Raw genomic sequence first — 18,405 nt, forward strand, 5'->3', positions numbered from 1 at the left:
CGTCTCCTGCTGGATAACAGACTTCATAAAGCATTAGGATTAGCAGAGATACCAGCCGATGAAGTCACATTGATACCAGCATTAATAAAATAATAATAACAATACAGGCACAGGCAAGTTTCATTGCATAGAATTTAGTCTTTCCAACAGACATGTGGAATTTAGTCCTGCACACTATTTCCAGATGTCCTTTTATCATGCAAAAAACTATGCTGTTTATGCCGTATAAAAGCATTATATACTAAAAAAATCAAGTTGTATATCTCCGAAAATAGAATTAAATCCCGCATAAAATCAAGGTATATTAGAATGTAGAATTTACTTTTTCATTCAAGCACCTTTGAACAGTGTACACTGGTCTGTCTTCTGGTCCTGGCATATATGTTTCTTTTAAGAATTGGAAACAATTATTCCAGAATGATCCTGCTGATCACCTATGTACTTTATATCTGCTTCAGCTACTGCGGCAGACAGGCATTGAAGAAATTCCTGAAGGATCACAGATACGAAGAAAGCGAGAAGCGATCCCTGCTGATCGTTACAGTCAGTGAAAATGCAGACAATGTGGTGGAAACCATCCGCAAGAATAATTACGGAACCTATCATTTGGCAGGAATTGTTTTTATGGATTGTGACAAGAAGGGAGCATCCGTCTGTGGAGTGCCGGTAGTAGCCGGAAAGGAGGATATGATCTCCTATATCCATAAGAACTGGATCGATGAAGTATTTTTTGCAGTGCCTAAGGAAATTCCGATCCCGGAGCAGATGATCAAGGATTGTTCTGCAATGGGAGTTGTTATCCATATGAGACTGGCAACCATGAAATCCCTTGGCAAGAACCAGGTGGTGGAGGAGCTTGGCGGATACACTGTGCTTTCCAGCAGTATCCACATTGTGACACCGCGCCAGATGTTTGTGAAACGAGCTATGGATATCGCAGGCGGTCTGGTAGGTTGTCTTTTTACAGGAATCGCAGCGATCTTTCTGGTTCCGGCCATTAAGATCAAATCTCCGGGTCCTGCATTTTTCTCACAGGTCCGCATGGGAAAGAACGGTCGTCCGTTCAAGATCTATAAATTCCGCTCCATGTATATGGATGCAGAAGAACGCAAAAAAGAACTGATGAAACAGAATAACATAAAAGATGGAATGATGTTCAAAATGGATGATGATCCACGAATCATCAAAGGAGTAGGACATTTTATCCGAAAGACATCCCTGGATGAATTTCCACAGTTCTGGAATATTCTGAAAGGAGATATGAGTCTTGTAGGAACCAGACCGCCGACAATGGATGAGTGGGAGAAGTATGAGCTTCACCATCGCAAACGTCTGGCCATCAAGCCGGGACTTACCGGTATGTGGCAGGTAAGCGGTCGAAGTGATATTACAGATTTCGAGGAAGTCGTAGAGCTTGACACAAAGTACATTGCCGAATGGTGTCTGAAGCTGGATATAGAGATCCTGGTTAAGACAGTTATGGTCGTTTTCCGCGGAAGCGGCGCCAAATGATCCATACATATTGAGATTCGAATATAATGACCCGGGCTGCGGAGACGCAGTTCGGGGATAAAAATAAATTAGATAAGTTATAAATATAAAAGAGGAAGTAAAAAAATGCAGATTTTATTGATCATGCTGATCGTAATATTCCTTGCGTTCTCGGTCCTGCTTCTGGCACTGGCAAAACAAAGTCCCAGGGAAAAGCAGACAGAAGACAAAGAGCAGGAAGAATACATCAGGGATTATGCAGAAACAGTAAGACAGACCGGAGGAAGTATGAAGAAGTTAGAACATTGGAAAGTAATTGCGATATATCTGATCATCTATGACATGATAGCTGTTAATTTTTCTTATTTTATGGCGCTGCTGGTGAGATTCGATTTTCGGTATTCCTCGATCCCCACAGACTATTTTGCCGCATGGAGGAGTTTTGCACCAATCTATACCATTATCATCCTGGTAGTGTTCGGATGCATGCATCTGTATAACAGTGTATGGCGTTTCGCAAGCTTCCATGAGCTGATCAAGATCACGGTAGCAACTGTGATCACTGGCGTTCTGCATATTGTGGGTATCACGATCTTCTGGGAACGGATGCCGGCTTCCTATTATCTGATCGGTATCATGCTGCAGTTTTTCCTGACTGTAGGCGTACGTTTCTCCTATCGTTTTGTACTTCTTGAGCGGAACCGCAGAGAAAAGAGCGAGCGTGAGGAGCGGAGCAAAAACGTGATGATCATCGGTGCAGGAGAAGCGGGCAGGACCATTGTCCGGGAGCTTCAGAATGCAAAGGAAACCAATTCCAGAGTACGCTGCCTGATCGATGACAATCCGAATAAATGGGGAAGATACATGGAAGGCGTTCCGGTGGTAGGTGGAAGAGACGATATTTTTCTCAATGTGGACAAGTATCATATCAATCAGATCCTTCTTGCGATCCCGACGGCAACACCGCATCAAAAGCGGGATATCCTGAACATCTGCAAGGAAACCGGCTGCGAGCTGAAGCAGCTTCCTGGTGTATATCAGCTTGTAAACGGAGAAGTATCCCTGAGCAAGATGAAAAAAGTAGCAGTGGAGGATCTTCTTGGACGAGACACCATCAAAGTCAACATGTCAGAGATCTTTCAGTATCTGAAGGGCAAAAGGATCCTGGTAACAGGAGGCGGCGGTTCTATCGGAAGCGAGCTCTGCCGTCAGATCGCAGGTCATGAGCCGGAGCTTCTGGTGATCTTCGATATTTATGAAAATAACGCATATGACATTGAGCAGGAACTGAAGGCCAGTTATCCGAACCTGAACCTGAAGGTACTGATCGGCTCCGTCCGCGACAGCAAAAGGATCAACTGGGTATTTGAAACCTACAAGCCGGAGATCGTATATCATGCAGCCGCACATAAGCACGTACCGCTGATGGAGAACAGCCCCTGTGAGGCAATCAAGAACAATGTGGTAGGAACCTATAAGACTGCATATGCGGCAATGATGAACGGCTGCCAGCGTTTTGTGCTGATCAGTACCGACAAGGCTGTAAACCCGACCAACATCATGGGCGCCAGCAAACGACTCTGCGAAATGGTAGTCCAGAGCATGAACATGGTCAGCCACAACGGACACACCGACTGGCTGCCACGACTTGGCGGACACAGAAAGGATACCCTGGATGCACTTCACGACAACGAAGGTCAGGCATATGTAAGTGAGAACCATACATCGAAAACAGGAACCGGCACAGAATTCGTAGCTGTACGATTCGGAAACGTTCTCGGTAGCAACGGAAGTGTGATCCCGCTGTTCAAGCGCCAGATCGAAAAGGGCGGCCCTGTCACCGTCACACATCCGGACATCATCCGCTACTTTATGACTATCCCGGAGGCCGTAAGCCTTGTCCTCCAGGCAGGAACCTACGCCAAAGGCGGAGAAATCTTCGTCCTGGACATGGGAGCCCCGGTAAAGATCGACACCCTTGCCCGAAACCTGATCAAGCTTTCCGGCTACACCCCGGATGTAGACATCAAAGTCACCTACACCGGTCTCCGCCCAGGCGAAAAGCTCTACGAAGAAAAGCTGATGGCCGAGGAAGGCATGGAGAAAACTCCAAACGATCTCATCCACATCGGCAAACCCATCGAAATGGACGTACAGGAATTCTTCAAACAGCTGGAAGTCCTGGCAACATACGGCTACGCCAATAGTGAAAAGATCCGAGACATTGTAGCCGCGATCGTACCGACCTATCACTCTGCGGATTCCGACCTGAAGCTGCATAAGAAGGTGTATGAGGAACTGATGAGTGAAGCGGCTGTGGCTGCGGAGAAGAATTGATAACTGGTCAATAATTTACATATATACGAAAACGAAGGAGTGTTGAAAAAATGAAAATCTCATTTTCACCGCCAGATATTACAGAGGCAGAAATCGAACAGGTAGCAGAAGCTTTAAGATCCGGATGGATCACAACAGGACCGAAAACAAAAGAACTGGAAAGAGAAGTTGCGGATTTATGCGGCACCAACAGAGCTGTATGCCTGAATTCTCAGACTGCATGTGCGGAAATGACACTTCGTCTTCTGGGAATTCACGAAGGCGATGAAGTGATCACTTGCGCTTATACCTATACCGCAAGTGCATCGGTGGTGTGTCATGTCGGGGCAAAGCTGGTTCTTATTGATACCCAGGAAGATTCTCTGGAAATGGATTATAACAAGCTGGCAGAAGCTATTACAGAAAAAACAAAAGTGATCATTCCGGTGGATCTTGGCGGAGTGCCATGCGACTATGACAGGATCTTCTCTATCGTAGAAGAGAAAAAGAAGCTTTTCCATCCAGCCAATAAGCTTCAGGAAGCAATCGGAAGAGTCATCGTAATGGCAGATGCAGCCCATGCATTTGGTGCGACCTGGCATGGAAAACCCGTGGGCAGCATTGCGGATTTTTCAAACTTCAGCTTCCATGCAGTGAAAAACTTTACGACAGCGGAAGGCGGCGCTGTGGCATGGAGAGATATTGAGGGAATCGATAATGAAGAAATCTATCATCAGTATCAGCTGTTATCACTTCATGGTCAGTCAAAGGATGCCCTTGCCAAAACACAGCTTGGCGCCTGGGAGTATGACATCATCGGACCTTGGTTTAAATGCAATATGACTGATGTAGTTGCCGGGATCGGACTGGCGCAGATGAAACGGTATAAAGCTTTGCTTGCAAGAAGAAAAGAAATCATCAGCAGATATGATGCAGTATTTAAACCACTTGACATTGAAGTACTGGATCATTACAACGAAGAGCATCAGTCCTCCGGACACCTATACATCACCAGAATTCCGGGAATCACTCTGGAGCAGAGACACGAGATCATCGTCAAAATGGCAGAAAAAGGTGTTGCCTGCAACGTACATTACAAACCACTGCCAATGATGACTGCTTATAAAAATATGGGATTTGATATTAAGGATTACCCGAATGCTTATAAGCGATTTAAAAATGAGATCACATTGCCGCTGCATACGAAATTGACGGATGAGGAAGTGGAGTATGTGTGTGAGATGTTTTGTGGGATTGTGAAGGAATATATTAAATGAAAAAAATCATGATTTTGGGAGCAAGTATATTACAGCTTCCAGCGATAAAAAAGGCAAAGGAAATGGGGCTGGAAGTTGTAGTTGTCGATATGAATCCGGACGCAGTAGGCTTTCAGACAGAAGGAATCGAAAAAGAAATCATAAGCACGATTGATATACCTGAGATAGTGAAAGCCGCAAAAAGACATGCTATTGATGGAATCATGACACTTGCTACGGATATGCCAATGAGAGCAGTAGCGGCAGTGGCAAAGGAAATGAATTTGATTGGAATCAGTGCAGATACAGCTGTGAAAGCAACAAATAAAGCAGAAATGCGGAAGGCACTGAAAAAAGCAGGTGTTCCAATTCCTGTATTTTACAAAGTATCTACTAAAGAAGAATATCTGGAAGCAGTAGGAAAAATAAAAGAAGCAGGTTATCGATGTATTATAAAACCGGCAGATAATTCGGGAAGCAGGGGAATCGATCTGCTTAAAGATTATGACAGTGAAACTGTGGAAAAGGCTTATAACTACAGTAAGGAATCTTCAAGGTCCGGAGATCTCATGGTTGAAGAGTATATGGAAGGATCAGAGGTAAGTGTAGAAACTTTAAGTGTCAACGGCGTATGCCATGTTATTCAGATTACAGATAAGCTGACAACAGATGCACCATATTTTGTAGAAATGGGACATTCACAGCCATCAGGTCATACAGAAGAAATAAAAAAGCAGATAGCGGAGGTGGCTATTGCAGCGAATCACGCAATTGGTATTTCAAATGGACCATCCCATACAGAAATCAAAATAACGAAGGATGGACCTAAAGTTGTAGAGCTTGGAGCGCGGCTGGGAGGAGATAATATTACGACTTATCTTACGCCTCTTTCCACAGGTGTTGATATGGTTGAAAGTTGTATACGAATTGCACTTGGTGAAACTGCAGACTTAGAGCCTAAATTTCATAAAGCATCTGCTATAAGATATTTTAGAGTTGAGCAAGGTTTCATCAGAGATATCAGGGGACTTGAAGAAGCCAGAAAGATTCCAGGTGTAAAACAGATTTATGTTGTACATGGGATCGGGGAAAAAATGAATGGCATAAAGAGTAGTGGAGATCGCAGCGGCTTTGTAATCGCTCAGGCAGATACAGCTGAAGAGGCTGTAGAAATATGTGAAAAAGCACTGGATTTAATAGAAATAGAAATGGAGTAAGGGAAGTATAAATTCATGTATGAAAGATACATAAAAAGATGTTTGGATGTTATATTTGCAGTCATTGCACTGCCAATCGTATTAGTAGTCTGTATTATTTTTGGGGCACTGATCTGGCTGGAGGACAGAGAAACAATTTTTTATCTGGCAAAGAGAAGGGGAAAAGACGGGACAATCTTTAATATGTATAAGCTTCGTTCCATGAAGGTAAATGCGCCAGATATTAGAAATAAGGATAATTCAACTTTTAACAGTGCAGATGATCCAAGAGTAACAAAAATCGGAAAGCTGATGAGAAAAATTTCAGTTGATGAGCTACCGCAGGTATTTAATATTCTGAAAGGAGACATGAGCTGGATCGGACCAAGGCCAGTAACAACAGACAGACCATTGTCTGAGTATGACCAGAAAAGAAAAGATCGTTTAAAAGTAAAACCAGGCATTACAGGGTATACACAGGCCTATTATCGAAATAATATTTCGCAGGAGGACAAACTGGCTTTGGATGCAAAATATGCACAAAAAGTAACATTTCTGGGAGATTTGAAGATTTTCTTTAAAACAATTGAAACTGTAGTATGCAGAAAAAATGTTTATACAAATTAGAAGGGAGAAGAAAAAATGGGTGTTGAAGGAAAAAGACTTTTAGTATTAGGTGCTGGAAGAGGACAGATCGGACTATATAAAGCAGCAAAAGAGATGGGAATCACAACAATTGCAGGAACCATGCCTGATAATAATCCTCCAGGAATTCCTCTGGCAGATGAAGTGTGCTTTATGAATATCGCAAATCCTGATGAGGTTGCTAAAAAAGCAGCGAAGCTTAAATTGGACGGAGTGGCTACTTGCTGTCTGGATACAGGGATTTCAGCTCTTGGAAAAACCTGTGATTCTTTAGGATTAACAGGACTTCCGGAAAAAGCAGCCATCATGTGTAATGATAAGTCAAAAATGAAAAAAGCATTTATGGAATACGGTGTAAGTACAGCACAGTATTTTGAAATTTCCAGTGAAGAGGAATTAAAAAATGCATTGGATAAAATTAAATTACCAGTGATCATTAAAGCAACGGATTTACAGGGAAGTAATGGAATTTACATAGCAAAAACAGAAAAAGATGCCTATGACGGATTTCATGCAGCAATGGGATTAACAAAAAGATCGTACTGTATTGTAGAAGAGTTCATAGAAGGATGGGAATTTGGTGCGCAGGCATTTGTATATAACAATGAGGTACTTTTTGTTATGCCACATGGTGACGAAACTTATATGAGCCATACGGCAGTACCGGTAGGCCATTATGTTCCGCTTGACTGTGATGAAGATGTTCACAAACAGACAGAAATAGCAGTAAAAAGCGCAATCAAGGCATTGGGATTAAATAACTGTGCAGTAAATGTGGATCTGATCCTCCGGGATAATAAAGTGTATGTCATTGAGCTTACCGGACGTGTAGGTGCAAACTGCCTTCCAGAGCTTGTGGAAATCAACTTTGGAATCGAATATTACAAAATGATCGCAGCAATGGCTGTTGGAGAAAATCCGTTGGAGTATTGGGAAAAGAGAAATTCCAAAACAACTGCAGGACTGGCACGAATGATTCTTTCAACAGAAGAAAGTGGAACCTTGGAAGATATCAAATATACCGGAGCAATGGATGAAGATATTCTGGAAATAACATTCTTTAAAAAAACAGGAGAGCAGATACGAAAATTTGTATTTTCAGCAGATTGTATTGGACAGATTATTGTAAAAGCTTCTAGGTTGGATGAGTGTAGAGAAAAAATCAATAAAATCATGAGTAATATTGAAATAAAACTCAAATAGGAGAACTGCAGTATAGCTGGCTGTTTATAAAAATTATAAATGGCCAGCTGTATACGATTTTTAAGAAAAGATAGAAGAGGAAGATTAATGAAAACGCTGTATTTGCTTACAAATTCTTTTCCGTATGGAGATTGGGAGCCTTATTTGGAAACAGAAATAAAATATTATGATAACTTTGATGAAGTATATATTTTTGCATTGCAGATCAGAAAAGAACACTTAAAAAGAAAAAGAACTGTTGGAAACAATGTGAAAGTAATTCCAATTATGAAAGCGTCAAATAAGACCTATTTATTATATAGTTTCAGGACTCTGACAGATATTAATTTATATAAAGAATTTGCACGTCTGGTGAAATCACGTAGATTATCTGTGCGAAATTTTGTAAACATGTTTGTTTATTTCAGTCGTTCTCATTATGAAGCAGATCTAATAGATAAAAAAATGAAAGGACATGTGAATAAAGAGTCAATATTTTATTCATATCGTTTTGAATATCAGCCATATGTGGCAATGTTATTAAAAAAGAAATGGAAATTGAACAGTAAGATTGTAAGCAGGGCACATCGGTATGATCTTTATGAAGAAGAACATAAAGGGAATTATATACCAATGAGAGAGGGAATTCTTTCAAAAATTGATAATATATATCCATGTTCAGATCATGGTACCGATTATCTGAGAAAAAGATTTCCTCAATATAAACAGAAAGTGCATACCAGATTCTTAGGAACAATAGATCATGGAGAAAAGGAGTATCTTTTCAATGATAAATGTTATGAAATTGTCAGCTGTTCTACAGTGACAAAGGTAAAAAGACTGGATTTATTGATAAATGCATTATCTCAAATTAAGACTATCCCGATTAAGTGGACACATTATGGGGATGGAATTTTAATGGATGAAATAAAAAAAATGGCAAAAGACAAACTGAGAGATAATATTCAATATGAATTTAAAGGAAATGTCAGTAACACAGAATTAATGAAACAATATCAGGATAAAAATTACTATGTGTTCGTGAATGTAAGTTCATCAGAAGGAATTCCTGTATCAATTATGGAAGCAACATCTTTTGGAATTCCGTGCATCGCAACAGATGCAGGGGGAACGAAGGAGATAATTAGGGATAAAGAAAATGGGGTTCTTTTATCTCAGAATATAACAGCAAATGAATTGACTAAAAAAATAACAGATTTTTGCAAATTAGATTCATACCAATATAAAAAAAATAGAAATGATGCTAGATATTTTTGGAATAAAAAATTTAATGCAGACTACAACTATCAGAAATTTATAAATGAAATAAGCAATTGAGGTAAAAAAATGTTTTTAAGTGTAATTGTTCCATGCTATAACGTAGAAAAAGAAATCTTGCAGAGATGCATTTTAAGTGTATTAAATCAAGAATATATGAACTATGAGATACTCTTAATTGATGATGGAAGCGAAGAGTCGTTTCGAAGCGAAATAAGAGACATTGCTCGACTTGATGAACGAATAAAAGTTATAACACAAAGCAATTTAGGAGTATCCGCTGCAAGGAATGAAGGCATTAAACATTCTAAAGGAAAATACCTTACATTTGTAGATGCGGATGATGTATTAGTGCCATATTTTTTTTCAGAAGCGGTACATTTATGTGAAAAAGAAAATGTAGATTTTCTTATTGGAGGTAATACGTTATTAGATAATGAAGAATTCAATGAAGAAAAGCAAAAACAGATTCCTATAAATTATAGAATTATATCAGATATAGAAAAAGAAAGTTTTAAATGTAATTCAGTTGGAGAGTTAAAATATTTTGGAAATATGAAAGGATATTATGGACGAGGACCGTGGACAAGATTGATAAAAAGAGAGATAGCTGAAAATACTTTATTTAATACTGAGTTAAAAATGGGAGAAGACATAGTATGGAATCTCCAACTGTTAGATAAGTGTAAAAAAACAATGCTTGTAGAAAGAATATGGTATTTATATTATGTGAATAACAATTCAGCAAATCATAAGTACAATTCCAAAATGCTTTATAATATAGAAAAAGAGCTGCCTTGTATTAGAAAACAAATAAATTTTGAAAGTGAACCAATGAAATCTGCATTTAGTATTCATATTCTGGATGAACTAAAAAAAATTTACGATTGTTATATTGGAAATACACAGTGTGATTTGAGTAGAAAAGAAAAAAAGATAATCAAGAAAAAATTATATTCGGAGAAACCCTGGATATTCGCAGGCAATAGAGAAAATAGAAAATATATGAGTAATAGAAATAAAATGAAGAGTATTTTATATCAATATAGAATCTATTTTGGAATTATACATATTAAACAAATATGTGAATTATATAAAAGGAAAGGAAAATAAAGATGGCTTCAAAAACAGGCAACAAAGTATATTATAATATAATACTATTGATTATATTTTCTATTATATCTGTTATTGTTTTTGGAATAGGAAATACAAATGGAATATTAGCATTAAATGCGGTTATTTTTATTTGCTTTTTTTATCTTACTGTAAAAAATATAGATGAAAATATATTTATGTTTTCATTTCTTGTATGCTTTTTTACATTTTTATTATGTGGACAGATATTGAATCGTTTTATGAAAGTTTATTATTATAATTTTCCAGATGTAATAGAGAAACATGTGGATGTATGTATTTTTATTAGTCTTGTAGGACTATGTATAGGATATTTTGGCGTAACAAGAAAAAGAATTAAAATAAAAAATAATATACCTAAAATTGAATATAAAAATAAAAAAGGTTATATGAATAATATAATCCAAATCAGCAAAGGAATGTATTATGGCTGTTATGTGTTTTGGATTTTAACAGTTATAGATGTTGTTTTATATGTAAGACATTATGGTTATACATCGTATTACATTTCATATTCAAGTAGAATACCATGGTATGTACGACAGATTGGATATTTTGCGCCGACAGCATTTTATATATTTTTGGCAACATTACCAGAAAAAAAGGATGCTAAAGTTCCAATAATGTTATATATTTTATATGCATTTTTATCTTTAGGAACGGGACGAAGAGTAAATTTTATTACAAGTTTACTTATAATTTTTGCATATGCAATGTGTAGAAATAAAATAAAACCAGGTGAAAAACCGTGGATTGGAAAAAAAGGTATTTGGGCAATATGTTTATGTGTTCCAATACTTATGGGAGCAATGTATTTATTTGAATATATTAGATCTAATAATTATGTAGGGCATGCAAATGATTATTCTCCTATTGTAGGCTTTTTTGTAAGACAAGGTACATCTGTAAATGCAGTAAAGTATGCTGAGTTATATAAAAATAATTTAGATTCTGAAGCACACTATTCTTTATATAATATATTGAGATGGCTACAAAATAGTCCATTTAATAGCTTATTTAATTTGAATTTAGATTTTTCTTTTGGAAATCAATCATTAAGTACTGCTTTACATGGAACATATTTAGCGGATTTTGTTTCCTACTATGCAAATTCATATGGGTATGCAGTTGGTACTGGATACGGTTCATGTTACTTTGAAGAACTGTATATTGATTATGGATATATAGGTGTATTTATAGGAAATATTATTTACGGCTTGACTTTTAGATTATTATCCAAAATTATATCTGATGGCAAAAATGTTTGGAAGATAGCAGTTGGTCTTTTTATGTTAAATTCTTTATTTCAGGCACCGCGATCAACATTTGATGCATTTGTTGGAAGATTGTTATATCCAGAATTTTGGGCTCCGATAATAATAATTTGGGGATTAGCTTATTTGACTTCCAAATCGAAGCATAAAATTGTAATTTAAAATTAAGAGGAATAGTTAGAAATATGAAAAAAAAGTCACTTGGTCTAAATGCATTATTAAATGGTATAAGAACAGTTTTGAATACATTATTTCCATTAATTACGTTTCCATATATTTCCAGAGTTCTTTCTGTTGAAAATGTAGGGAAATATAATTTTGCATTATCAGTTATTCAATATTTTTTACTGATTGCCGCATTGGGGATATCGACATATGCAGTTAGAGAAGGAACAAAATTTCGGGATGATAAAAAAAAGTTCAGTATATTTGCTAATGAAATATTTACAATTAATATTATATCAACAATAACAGCTTATATTTTATTAGTGTTTACAGTTGCAGCTGTTCCTAAATTTAAAGATTATGCGGTGATAATTGCTGTGTTTAGTATTGAAATTCTTTTTACAACGATCGGAACAGAATGGATTTACTCTATATATGAGGAATACGCGTACATAACGATTCGAAGTATTGTATTTAAAGTAATTTCAATTATCTTGCTGTTTTTGCTTGTTAAAAAACCTGATGACTATATTGTATATGCAGGAATAACAGTATTTGCAAATGCAGGATCTAATATATTGAATTTTATTCATGCTAAAAAGTATTGTTCGTTAAAATTTGATATGGGTTTGGCATTGAAGAGACATCTGAAACCTATTGTGATCATTTTTGCATCTACAGTTGCAACAACTATTTATATTAATTCCGATACGACCATGTTAGGATTTATGGGAACAGATTTCGAGGTAGGCATATATTCTGTTTCCTCAAAAATATATAGAATCGTAAAACAGATGTTGGCTGCTATTCTGATTGTTACAATTCCACGGTTATCATTGTTAATGGGACAAAAAAGAATAGAAGAATATAAAAATATTTTAACTCAGATTTTTAATGTCCTGATTATGTTAGTGCTTCCTTCAGTTACAGGATTGATATTATTAAGCAAAGAAGCCGTATTATTGATTTCTGGAAAAGATTATATAAAAGCTACAGGTTCATTGAAATTATTAAGTATAGCGCTTATATTTTGTATTTTTGGATGGATATATAATCAGTGTGTATTAATTCCGGCGCGTAAGGAAAAAGTCGTGCTTATAGCAACCTTGGTTAGTGCATTAGCAAATATTGCAATAAATTTTGTTTGTATTCCATTTTGGCGAGAAAATGCAGTGGCTTTTTCAACTATAGTTGCAGAAGCTATAATGATGATTGTTTGTGTTTATGTTGGACGGAAAATTGTTCGACTTAATGCAGGCGTAGCATATAATATTTGTACGGTTTGTGCCGGATGCATTGGTATATGGCTGAGCTGTAAATTTGTAAAACATTTTTTTCTTTCAAGTATTGCAACATTAGTATTATCTATTCTATTATCGTGTATTGTATATGGAATGTGTCTTATATTAATGAGAAATAAAGTTATATGGGCATTTTTTAAGAAAAAAAATAAAAGTGAATTATATTAGAATAGAGAGTATGAAAATGCTCAGGAAGAGAGATGCTTCCTGAGCATTTTCTCAAATCATCATATCTCCCGCAATTTCAAAACATCCTCAAGTGGCACCCCTGAGAATCTGCTGATGTCCTCAGGCGAGAACCTGGGATCCTGTAGCATGCGTTGCGCAGTGAGCAAAGCCTGGTCCTGAAGGCCTTGGGCGTGACCTTCGGCACGTGCGTCATCGCACATTTCCTGAACAGCCTGGCACATATTAACACCCCCTTCTGTTTCTGTGAAACGTAAATGGATACCCGTTATGGAGTCAATGACCCGGGCTGCTTTGAGCTCGAGTGATTGGAAGCCGGGGGTCTGTGATGTAAGCTCCTGAAGCTTTCGTTTATCTTTGGAGTATTTGATGAAGAGCATGACTTCTTTGAGATTGCTCTGGAGTTTATCAAGTTCTTCATCCTTTATCTCGGCAGGTGAGAAGAGATTGATCCGGTAATCCGGGACCAGAGAAAGGATCTCGGGGTCCTGGACAGAGAGCATTTCGTGGAGGCTTCTGAGAGCGTTCCAGGTATCGGAGCCGAAGTATACGACTATGGTTATGACCGGGATGAGCCGGTCATCCTTGTAGAAGCCGGTGAGATATTCTCCGGATGTGGAAGGCCATTGTTTTGCTTCTCTGTGGGATCTGGCGGAATTTTTGACCTGCCCTGCGTATTCTAATGCATCATAGACCATGCTTTTTGACCGGCAAAAAAACGGACATTCGCATTCCGCTTTGCTATATGCTCATGAACGCAATTGCTTTGCACTTGCGTTACATAGTGCTGTTCCGACTGGTTCTCAATTCCCAGGAGAAGATAAAGTCTTGAATCATCATGCATAACATTAAGAGATTTGAGTTCGTCCCGGAATTTCTGGACAGGAACTTCTGAAGTGCCGGATCCGTAGGGGACAGCGAGAGCTGTGGTATCCAGTGGATGAAGAGTGTCAGGGTCTATGACGTTTTTTCCCTTGTACAGCATATGGTTGAACACATCCGCAAAAATGCGGTTGTCAGCCATGTAATCTTTGGTGATGGTATCCTTTGTACCCATAGGTTTCACCACCTTCGATCTTGTTATGTAATCAGAGTTATTTTATCATCTGATCCATTTTCAGGGAAACATAGTTTGTTGCTTTCCCTTTTGGAAAGAGGATTTTGTGAAAAAGCTTCAGAGCTGTGCAGGTAAAGAAGATAGGTTTGTCGAACGGAGTCGAAATAAATCAATAGACAAAAAGAGCGTATTGTGCTACTCTGAAGGCACGAATTATATACAGTCAATATGGACCAGCAGAATTTCAAGAGGGAAAAACACATCATAATTGGTATTTATTTGAAGATAAAATTGATTCAGCTAAGATGATTGAATAAACAGTATTATGGATGTGCATACAGAAATGGCAGAAGGAATTCTGATCGATCTGTATGACACATCAATATATAAGATAAGTTATAAATATTAACATACAAAGGAGAGCAAGAAATGGGAAAATATTTTGGTACAGATGGCTTCCGTGGAGAAGCGGGTGTTTCGTTAACTGCAGATCATGCTTTCAAGATCGGGCGTTTTCTGGGATGGTATTATAATGAGCTGCGCAGAAGAGCGGGGGAGACGGCTGCGGCCAGGATCGTGATCGGCAAGGATACCCGACGTTCCAGCTATATGTTTGAGTATTCGCTGGTTGGAGGACTGGTGGCGTCCGGAGCGGATGCTTATCTTCTCCACGTGACAACAACGCCGTCTGTGGCTTATGTTGCCCGTACCGATGGCTTTGACTGCGGTATTATGATCTCTGCCAGCCATAATCCTTATTATGATAACGGGATCAAGCTGATCAACGGCCAGGGTGAAAAGATGGAGGAGGAGATCATCGCTCTGGTGGAGGATTATCTGGATGACCGTCTTCAGCTGTTCGGAGAGAAATGGCATGAGATTCCTTTTACAAAGGGCGGTGAGATCGGCAGGACGGTGGATTATTCGGCAGGCCGGAACCGTTACATAGGATATCTGATCTCCCTGGGAGTATATTCCTTTAAGGGAATGAGGATTGGACTGGACTGTGCCAACGGAAGTGCATGGAATATCGCAAAGGCGGTTTTTGATGCGCTGGGAGCGAAGACTTATGTGATCAATGCTGAGCCGGATGGTACCAATATCAATAACAATGCCGGTTCCACCCATATCGAGGGTCTCCAGAAGCTTGTAGTGGAGAAGGGGCTGGATGTTGGCTTTGCCTACGACGGAGATGCGGACCGTTGTCTCTGTGTGGATGAGAAGGGAAATGTGGTCAGCGGGGATGCGATCCTTTATGTGTACGGCCGTTATATGAAGGAGCGCGGAAAGCTTCTCACCAATACGGTTGTAACTACGGTAATGTCCAATTTTGGCCTTTACAAGGCTTTTGATGCTCTTGATATCGAGTATGCGAAGACTGCAGTAGGGGATAAATATGTTTATGAATATATGATGCAGAATGGCTGCCGTATTGGTGGTGAGCAGTCCGGGCACATTATTTTTTCCAAGTATGCATCTACTGGGGATGGCATCCTTACAAGTCTGAAGATGATGGAAGTTATAATGGCAAGGAAGAAAAAGCTCAGTGAGCTTACTGCTGATCTGGCGATCTATCCCCAGGTTCTTGAGAACGTGCGTGTCCATGACAAGGCAGCAGCGCAGGCAGATGTGGATGTGCAGGCAGCAGTAGAGAGTGTGGCTGAGGCGCTTGGAGACACCGGAAGGATCCTGGTGAGAGAATCCGGCACAGAACCTCTGCTTCGTGTTATGGTTGAGGCAGAGAGTGAGGAGCTTTGCAGAAAATATGTGGACCAGGTGGTTGAGATCGTCCGTAAGAAGGGGCATGTGGCAGAGTGATGTCCTGGATGCAGACCGCAGGTGTCTGAAGAACGGAGCAGTCAGAAGAATATAAAAATGCAATAAGAGGAGAAAAAAATCATGTGTGGAATTGTAGGTTTTACAGGCAGGCATCAGGCAGCACCCATCCTTCTGGACGGGCTTTCCAAACTGGAATACAGAGGATATGATTCCGCCGGCATCGCAGTGCGTGACGGGGAAAAGGATATTGAGATCATTAAGGCGAAGGGCCGTCTGAAGGTCCTTCTAGAGAAAACAAACGCAGGTGAATCTGTTCCGGGTATGTGCGGGATCGGTCATACCCGCTGGGCAACTCACGGAGAACCATCAGAGGTCAATGCCCATCCTCATGTCAGTGATAACGGAAATGTGGCAGCTGTGCATAACGGTATTATCGAGAATTACCAGGAGCTGAAGGAGAAGCTTCTCCGCAGGGGATATTCTTTTTATTCTTCCACAGATACGGAGGTTGCTGTGAAGCTGGTGGATTATTACTACCAGAAATACGGCGGATCTCCGGTTGAGGCAGTGCGTCATGCCATGGTGCGTATCCGTGGTTCCTATGCGCTGGCAATGATGTTCCGTGATTATCCGGAAGAGATCTTTGTAGCGAGAAAAGACAGCCCTATGATCCTGGGTGTGGAGAATGGAGAATCCTATATCGCATCGGATGTTCCTGCGATCCTGAAGTATACAAGAAATGTTTATTATATCGGAAATCTGGAGCTGGCATGTGTAAAACCGGGTGAGATCACTTTTTACAATCTGGATGGTGAGGAGATCGAGAAGGAGCCTAAGATCATTGAGTGGGATGCAGAGGCGGCGGAGAAAGCCGGTTTTGAGCATTTCATGATGAAGGAGATCCATGAGCAGCCGAAGGCAGTCGCAGATACACTGAATTCCGTTATCCGGGAGGACAAGCTGGATCTGACAGAGATCGGTCTGGATGATGAGAGGATCCGCAGCATCAGCCAGGTTTATATCGTGGCCTGCGGCTCTGCTTACCATGTGGGAATGGCTGCACAGTATGTGATCGAGGATCTTGCAGGTCTTCCGGTGCGTGTGGAGCTTGCTTCGGAGTTCCGTTACCGGAAGCCGCTTCTGGATCCTGATGGCCTGGCAGTGATCATCAGTCAGTCCGGTGAGACTGCGGACAGTCTGGCTGCACTTCGGGAATGTAAGGAGAAGGGGATCCGCACGCTGGCTATTGTCAATGTGGTCGGCTCTTCCATTGCAAGAGAGGCGGATCATGTATTCTACACACTTGCAGGACCGGAGATCTCGGTCGCTACCACCAAGGCGTACAGTACACAGCTGATCGCTTCCTATGTGCTGGCATTGCAGATGGCACTGGTCCGCGGAAAGATCTCAGAGGAGCAGTGTGAGTCCTACATTAAGGAACTGAAGACACTTCCGGACAAGATCGGCAGGATCATCGAGGATAAGGAAAGGCTTCAGTGGTTTGCCTCCAAGCAGGCCAATGCAAAGGATATCTTTTTTATCGGAAGAGGGATCGATTATGCCATCAGCCTTGAGGGCAGCCTTAAGATGAAGGAGATCAGCTACATTCATTCTGAGGCGTATGCGGCTGGCGAGCTGAAGCATGGCACCATTTCCCTGATCGAGGACGGCACTCTTGTGATCGGTGTCCTGACACAGCCGGAGCTTTATGAGAAAACAGTCAGCAACATGGTGGAGTGCAGAAGTCGTGGGGCGTATCTGATGGGGCTTACTACGTTTGGAAATTATAATATCGAGGATACTGCAGATTTTACGGTTTATATCCCGAAAACAGATCCGCATTTTGCAACTTCTCTGGCAGTGATCCCGCTGCAGCTTCTGGGTTACTATGTCAGTGTAAATAAAGGTCTGGATGTGGATAAGCCGAGAAATCTTGCCAAGAGTGTTACCGTGGAATAAGGATATCTGTTTCATGGAAGGAACATTTTAGAGGCAGTTCCGTGACATCGTGAGAGCATAAAAGGATCATGATATCACGGAACTGTTTTTGCATTTGGCGATTTACGATATTTCTTGCTTTTATCAGTAAAAAAGCGTAAAATGATTAGGATATTTGAATCTGTACAGAGAGTGTCCATATGTAAT

General features: G+C 39.9%; 13 protein-coding genes and 1 pseudogene. 12 read left to right on the forward strand and 2 right to left on the reverse strand.

Features of this window, described 5'->3' with window-relative positions; genetic code table 11:
- Nucleotides 1-348: 348 nt before the first annotated feature.
- From BLP57_RS02430 to BLP57_RS02475, 10 genes and pseudogenes are all read left to right on the forward strand, one after another.
- Nucleotides 349-1,512 (forward strand): annotated as a pseudogene (locus BLP57_RS02430) (sugar transferase); the annotation flags it as partial.
- Between the two features lie 267 nt (nucleotides 1,513-1,779).
- The gene (locus BLP57_RS02435) at nucleotides 1,780-3,828 is read left to right on the forward strand and encodes a polysaccharide biosynthesis protein (RefSeq protein WP_175442946.1); all 2,049 of its coding nucleotides are present in this window, start codon (nucleotides 1,780-1,782) and stop codon (nucleotides 3,826-3,828) included.
- A 50-nt stretch (nucleotides 3,829-3,878) separates the two neighbouring features.
- Nucleotides 3,879-5,084: a DegT/DnrJ/EryC1/StrS family aminotransferase gene (locus BLP57_RS02440; protein ID WP_092069191.1), complete on the forward strand. Its 1,206-nt coding sequence runs from the start codon at nucleotides 3,879-3,881 to the stop codon at nucleotides 5,082-5,084.
- Nucleotides 5,081-6,280 (forward strand): ATP-grasp domain-containing protein, encoded by a 1,200-nt coding sequence (locus BLP57_RS02445; RefSeq protein WP_092069194.1) that lies wholly within the window; start codon nucleotides 5,081-5,083, stop codon nucleotides 6,278-6,280. The genes BLP57_RS02440 and BLP57_RS02445 overlap by 4 nt, the downstream gene beginning before the upstream one ends.
- A gap of 15 nt (nucleotides 6,281-6,295) precedes the next feature.
- Complete coding sequence (locus tag BLP57_RS02450; protein WP_092069197.1) at nucleotides 6,296-6,886, forward strand: sugar transferase; 591 nt, start codon at nucleotides 6,296-6,298, stop codon at nucleotides 6,884-6,886.
- Nucleotides 6,887-6,901: 15 nt separating this feature from the next.
- The gene (locus tag BLP57_RS02455) at nucleotides 6,902-8,107 is read left to right on the forward strand and encodes an ATP-grasp domain-containing protein (RefSeq protein ID WP_092069200.1); all 1,206 of its coding nucleotides are present in this window, start codon (nucleotides 6,902-6,904) and stop codon (nucleotides 8,105-8,107) included.
- 87 nt (nucleotides 8,108-8,194) lie between these two features.
- The gene (locus BLP57_RS02460) at nucleotides 8,195-9,424 is read left to right on the forward strand and encodes a glycosyltransferase (RefSeq protein ID WP_175442941.1); all 1,230 of its coding nucleotides are present in this window, start codon (nucleotides 8,195-8,197) and stop codon (nucleotides 9,422-9,424) included.
- A gap of 9 nt (nucleotides 9,425-9,433) precedes the next feature.
- Entirely contained in the window at nucleotides 9,434-10,477 is a 1,044-nt protein-coding gene (locus BLP57_RS02465; protein ID WP_092069224.1) for a glycosyltransferase family 2 protein, read from the forward strand.
- 2 nt (nucleotides 10,478-10,479) lie between these two features.
- Nucleotides 10,480-11,934: an O-antigen polysaccharide polymerase Wzy family protein gene (locus BLP57_RS02470; protein ID WP_092069227.1), complete on the forward strand. Its 1,455-nt coding sequence runs from the start codon at nucleotides 10,480-10,482 to the stop codon at nucleotides 11,932-11,934.
- A 23-nt stretch (nucleotides 11,935-11,957) separates the two neighbouring features.
- Nucleotides 11,958-13,406 carry a flippase gene (locus BLP57_RS02475; protein ID WP_092069230.1) on the forward strand — a complete coding sequence of 483 codons (1,449 nt, stop codon included), beginning with the start codon at nucleotides 11,958-11,960 and terminating at the stop codon, nucleotides 13,404-13,406.
- A gap of 59 nt (nucleotides 13,407-13,465) precedes the next feature.
- Here the strand turns inward: BLP57_RS02475 and BLP57_RS02480 are convergent, their stop codons facing one another.
- Together BLP57_RS02480 and BLP57_RS02485 are read right to left on the reverse strand one after the other, a co-directional pair.
- Nucleotides 13,466-14,122 carry an Rpn family recombination-promoting nuclease/putative transposase gene (locus BLP57_RS02480; RefSeq protein WP_092069233.1) on the reverse strand — a complete coding sequence of 219 codons (657 nt, stop codon included), beginning with the start codon at nucleotides 14,120-14,122 and terminating at the stop codon, nucleotides 13,466-13,468.
- Nucleotides 14,104-14,481 carry a hypothetical protein gene (locus BLP57_RS02485; RefSeq protein WP_092069236.1) on the reverse strand — a complete coding sequence of 126 codons (378 nt, stop codon included), beginning with the start codon at nucleotides 14,479-14,481 and terminating at the stop codon, nucleotides 14,104-14,106. The genes BLP57_RS02480 and BLP57_RS02485 overlap by 19 nt, the downstream gene beginning before the upstream one ends.
- A 429-nt stretch (nucleotides 14,482-14,910) precedes the next feature.
- Between BLP57_RS02485 and glmM the strand changes: the two genes are divergently transcribed.
- Together glmM and glmS are read left to right on the forward strand one after the other, a co-directional pair.
- The gene (gene glmM / locus BLP57_RS02490) at nucleotides 14,911-16,299 is read left to right on the forward strand and encodes a phosphoglucosamine mutase (protein ID WP_015525706.1); all 1,389 of its coding nucleotides are present in this window, start codon (nucleotides 14,911-14,913) and stop codon (nucleotides 16,297-16,299) included.
- Nucleotides 16,300-16,380: 81 nt separating this feature from the next.
- Nucleotides 16,381-18,219: a glutamine--fructose-6-phosphate transaminase (isomerizing) gene (gene glmS / locus BLP57_RS02495; protein ID WP_092069239.1), complete on the forward strand. Its 1,839-nt coding sequence runs from the start codon at nucleotides 16,381-16,383 to the stop codon at nucleotides 18,217-18,219.
- Nucleotides 18,220-18,405: the final 186 nt, after the last annotated feature.

Source organism: Blautia sp. SF-50, assembly GCF_900101315.1.
Lineage (GTDB): Bacteria > Bacillota > Clostridia > Lachnospirales > Lachnospiraceae > Blautia_A > Blautia_A fusiformis.

Excerpts from the sequence above, each read along its gene's own strand:
- BLP57_RS02455 (WP_092069200.1), top strand. The coding sequence starts at position 6,902 with ATGGGTGTTGAAGGAAAAAGACTTTTAGTATTAGGTGCTGGAAGAGGA.
- BLP57_RS02485 (WP_092069236.1), bottom strand. The coding sequence starts at position 14,481 with ATGGGTACAAAGGATACCATCACCAAAGATTACATGGCTGACAACCGC.
- BLP57_RS02445 (WP_092069194.1), top strand. The coding sequence starts at position 5,081 with ATGAAAAAAATCATGATTTTGGGAGCAAGTATATTACAGCTTCCAGCG.
- BLP57_RS02460 (WP_175442941.1), top strand. The coding sequence starts at position 8,195 with ATGAAAACGCTGTATTTGCTTACAAATTCTTTTCCGTATGGAGATTGG.
- BLP57_RS02475 (WP_092069230.1), top strand. The coding sequence starts at position 11,958 with ATGAAAAAAAAGTCACTTGGTCTAAATGCATTATTAAATGGTATAAGA.
- glmS (WP_092069239.1), top strand. The coding sequence starts at position 16,381 with ATGTGTGGAATTGTAGGTTTTACAGGCAGGCATCAGGCAGCACCCATC.
- BLP57_RS02465 (WP_092069224.1), top strand. The coding sequence starts at position 9,434 with ATGTTTTTAAGTGTAATTGTTCCATGCTATAACGTAGAAAAAGAAATC.
- glmM (WP_015525706.1), top strand. The coding sequence starts at position 14,911 with ATGGGAAAATATTTTGGTACAGATGGCTTCCGTGGAGAAGCGGGTGTT.
- BLP57_RS02440 (WP_092069191.1), top strand. The coding sequence starts at position 3,879 with ATGAAAATCTCATTTTCACCGCCAGATATTACAGAGGCAGAAATCGAA.
- BLP57_RS02435 (WP_175442946.1), top strand. The coding sequence starts at position 1,780 with ATGAAGAAGTTAGAACATTGGAAAGTAATTGCGATATATCTGATCATC.
- BLP57_RS02450 (WP_092069197.1), top strand. The coding sequence starts at position 6,296 with ATGTATGAAAGATACATAAAAAGATGTTTGGATGTTATATTTGCAGTC.
- BLP57_RS02480 (WP_092069233.1), bottom strand. The coding sequence starts at position 14,122 with ATGGTCTATGATGCATTAGAATACGCAGGGCAGGTCAAAAATTCCGCC.
- BLP57_RS02470 (WP_092069227.1), top strand. The coding sequence starts at position 10,480 with ATGGCTTCAAAAACAGGCAACAAAGTATATTATAATATAATACTATTG.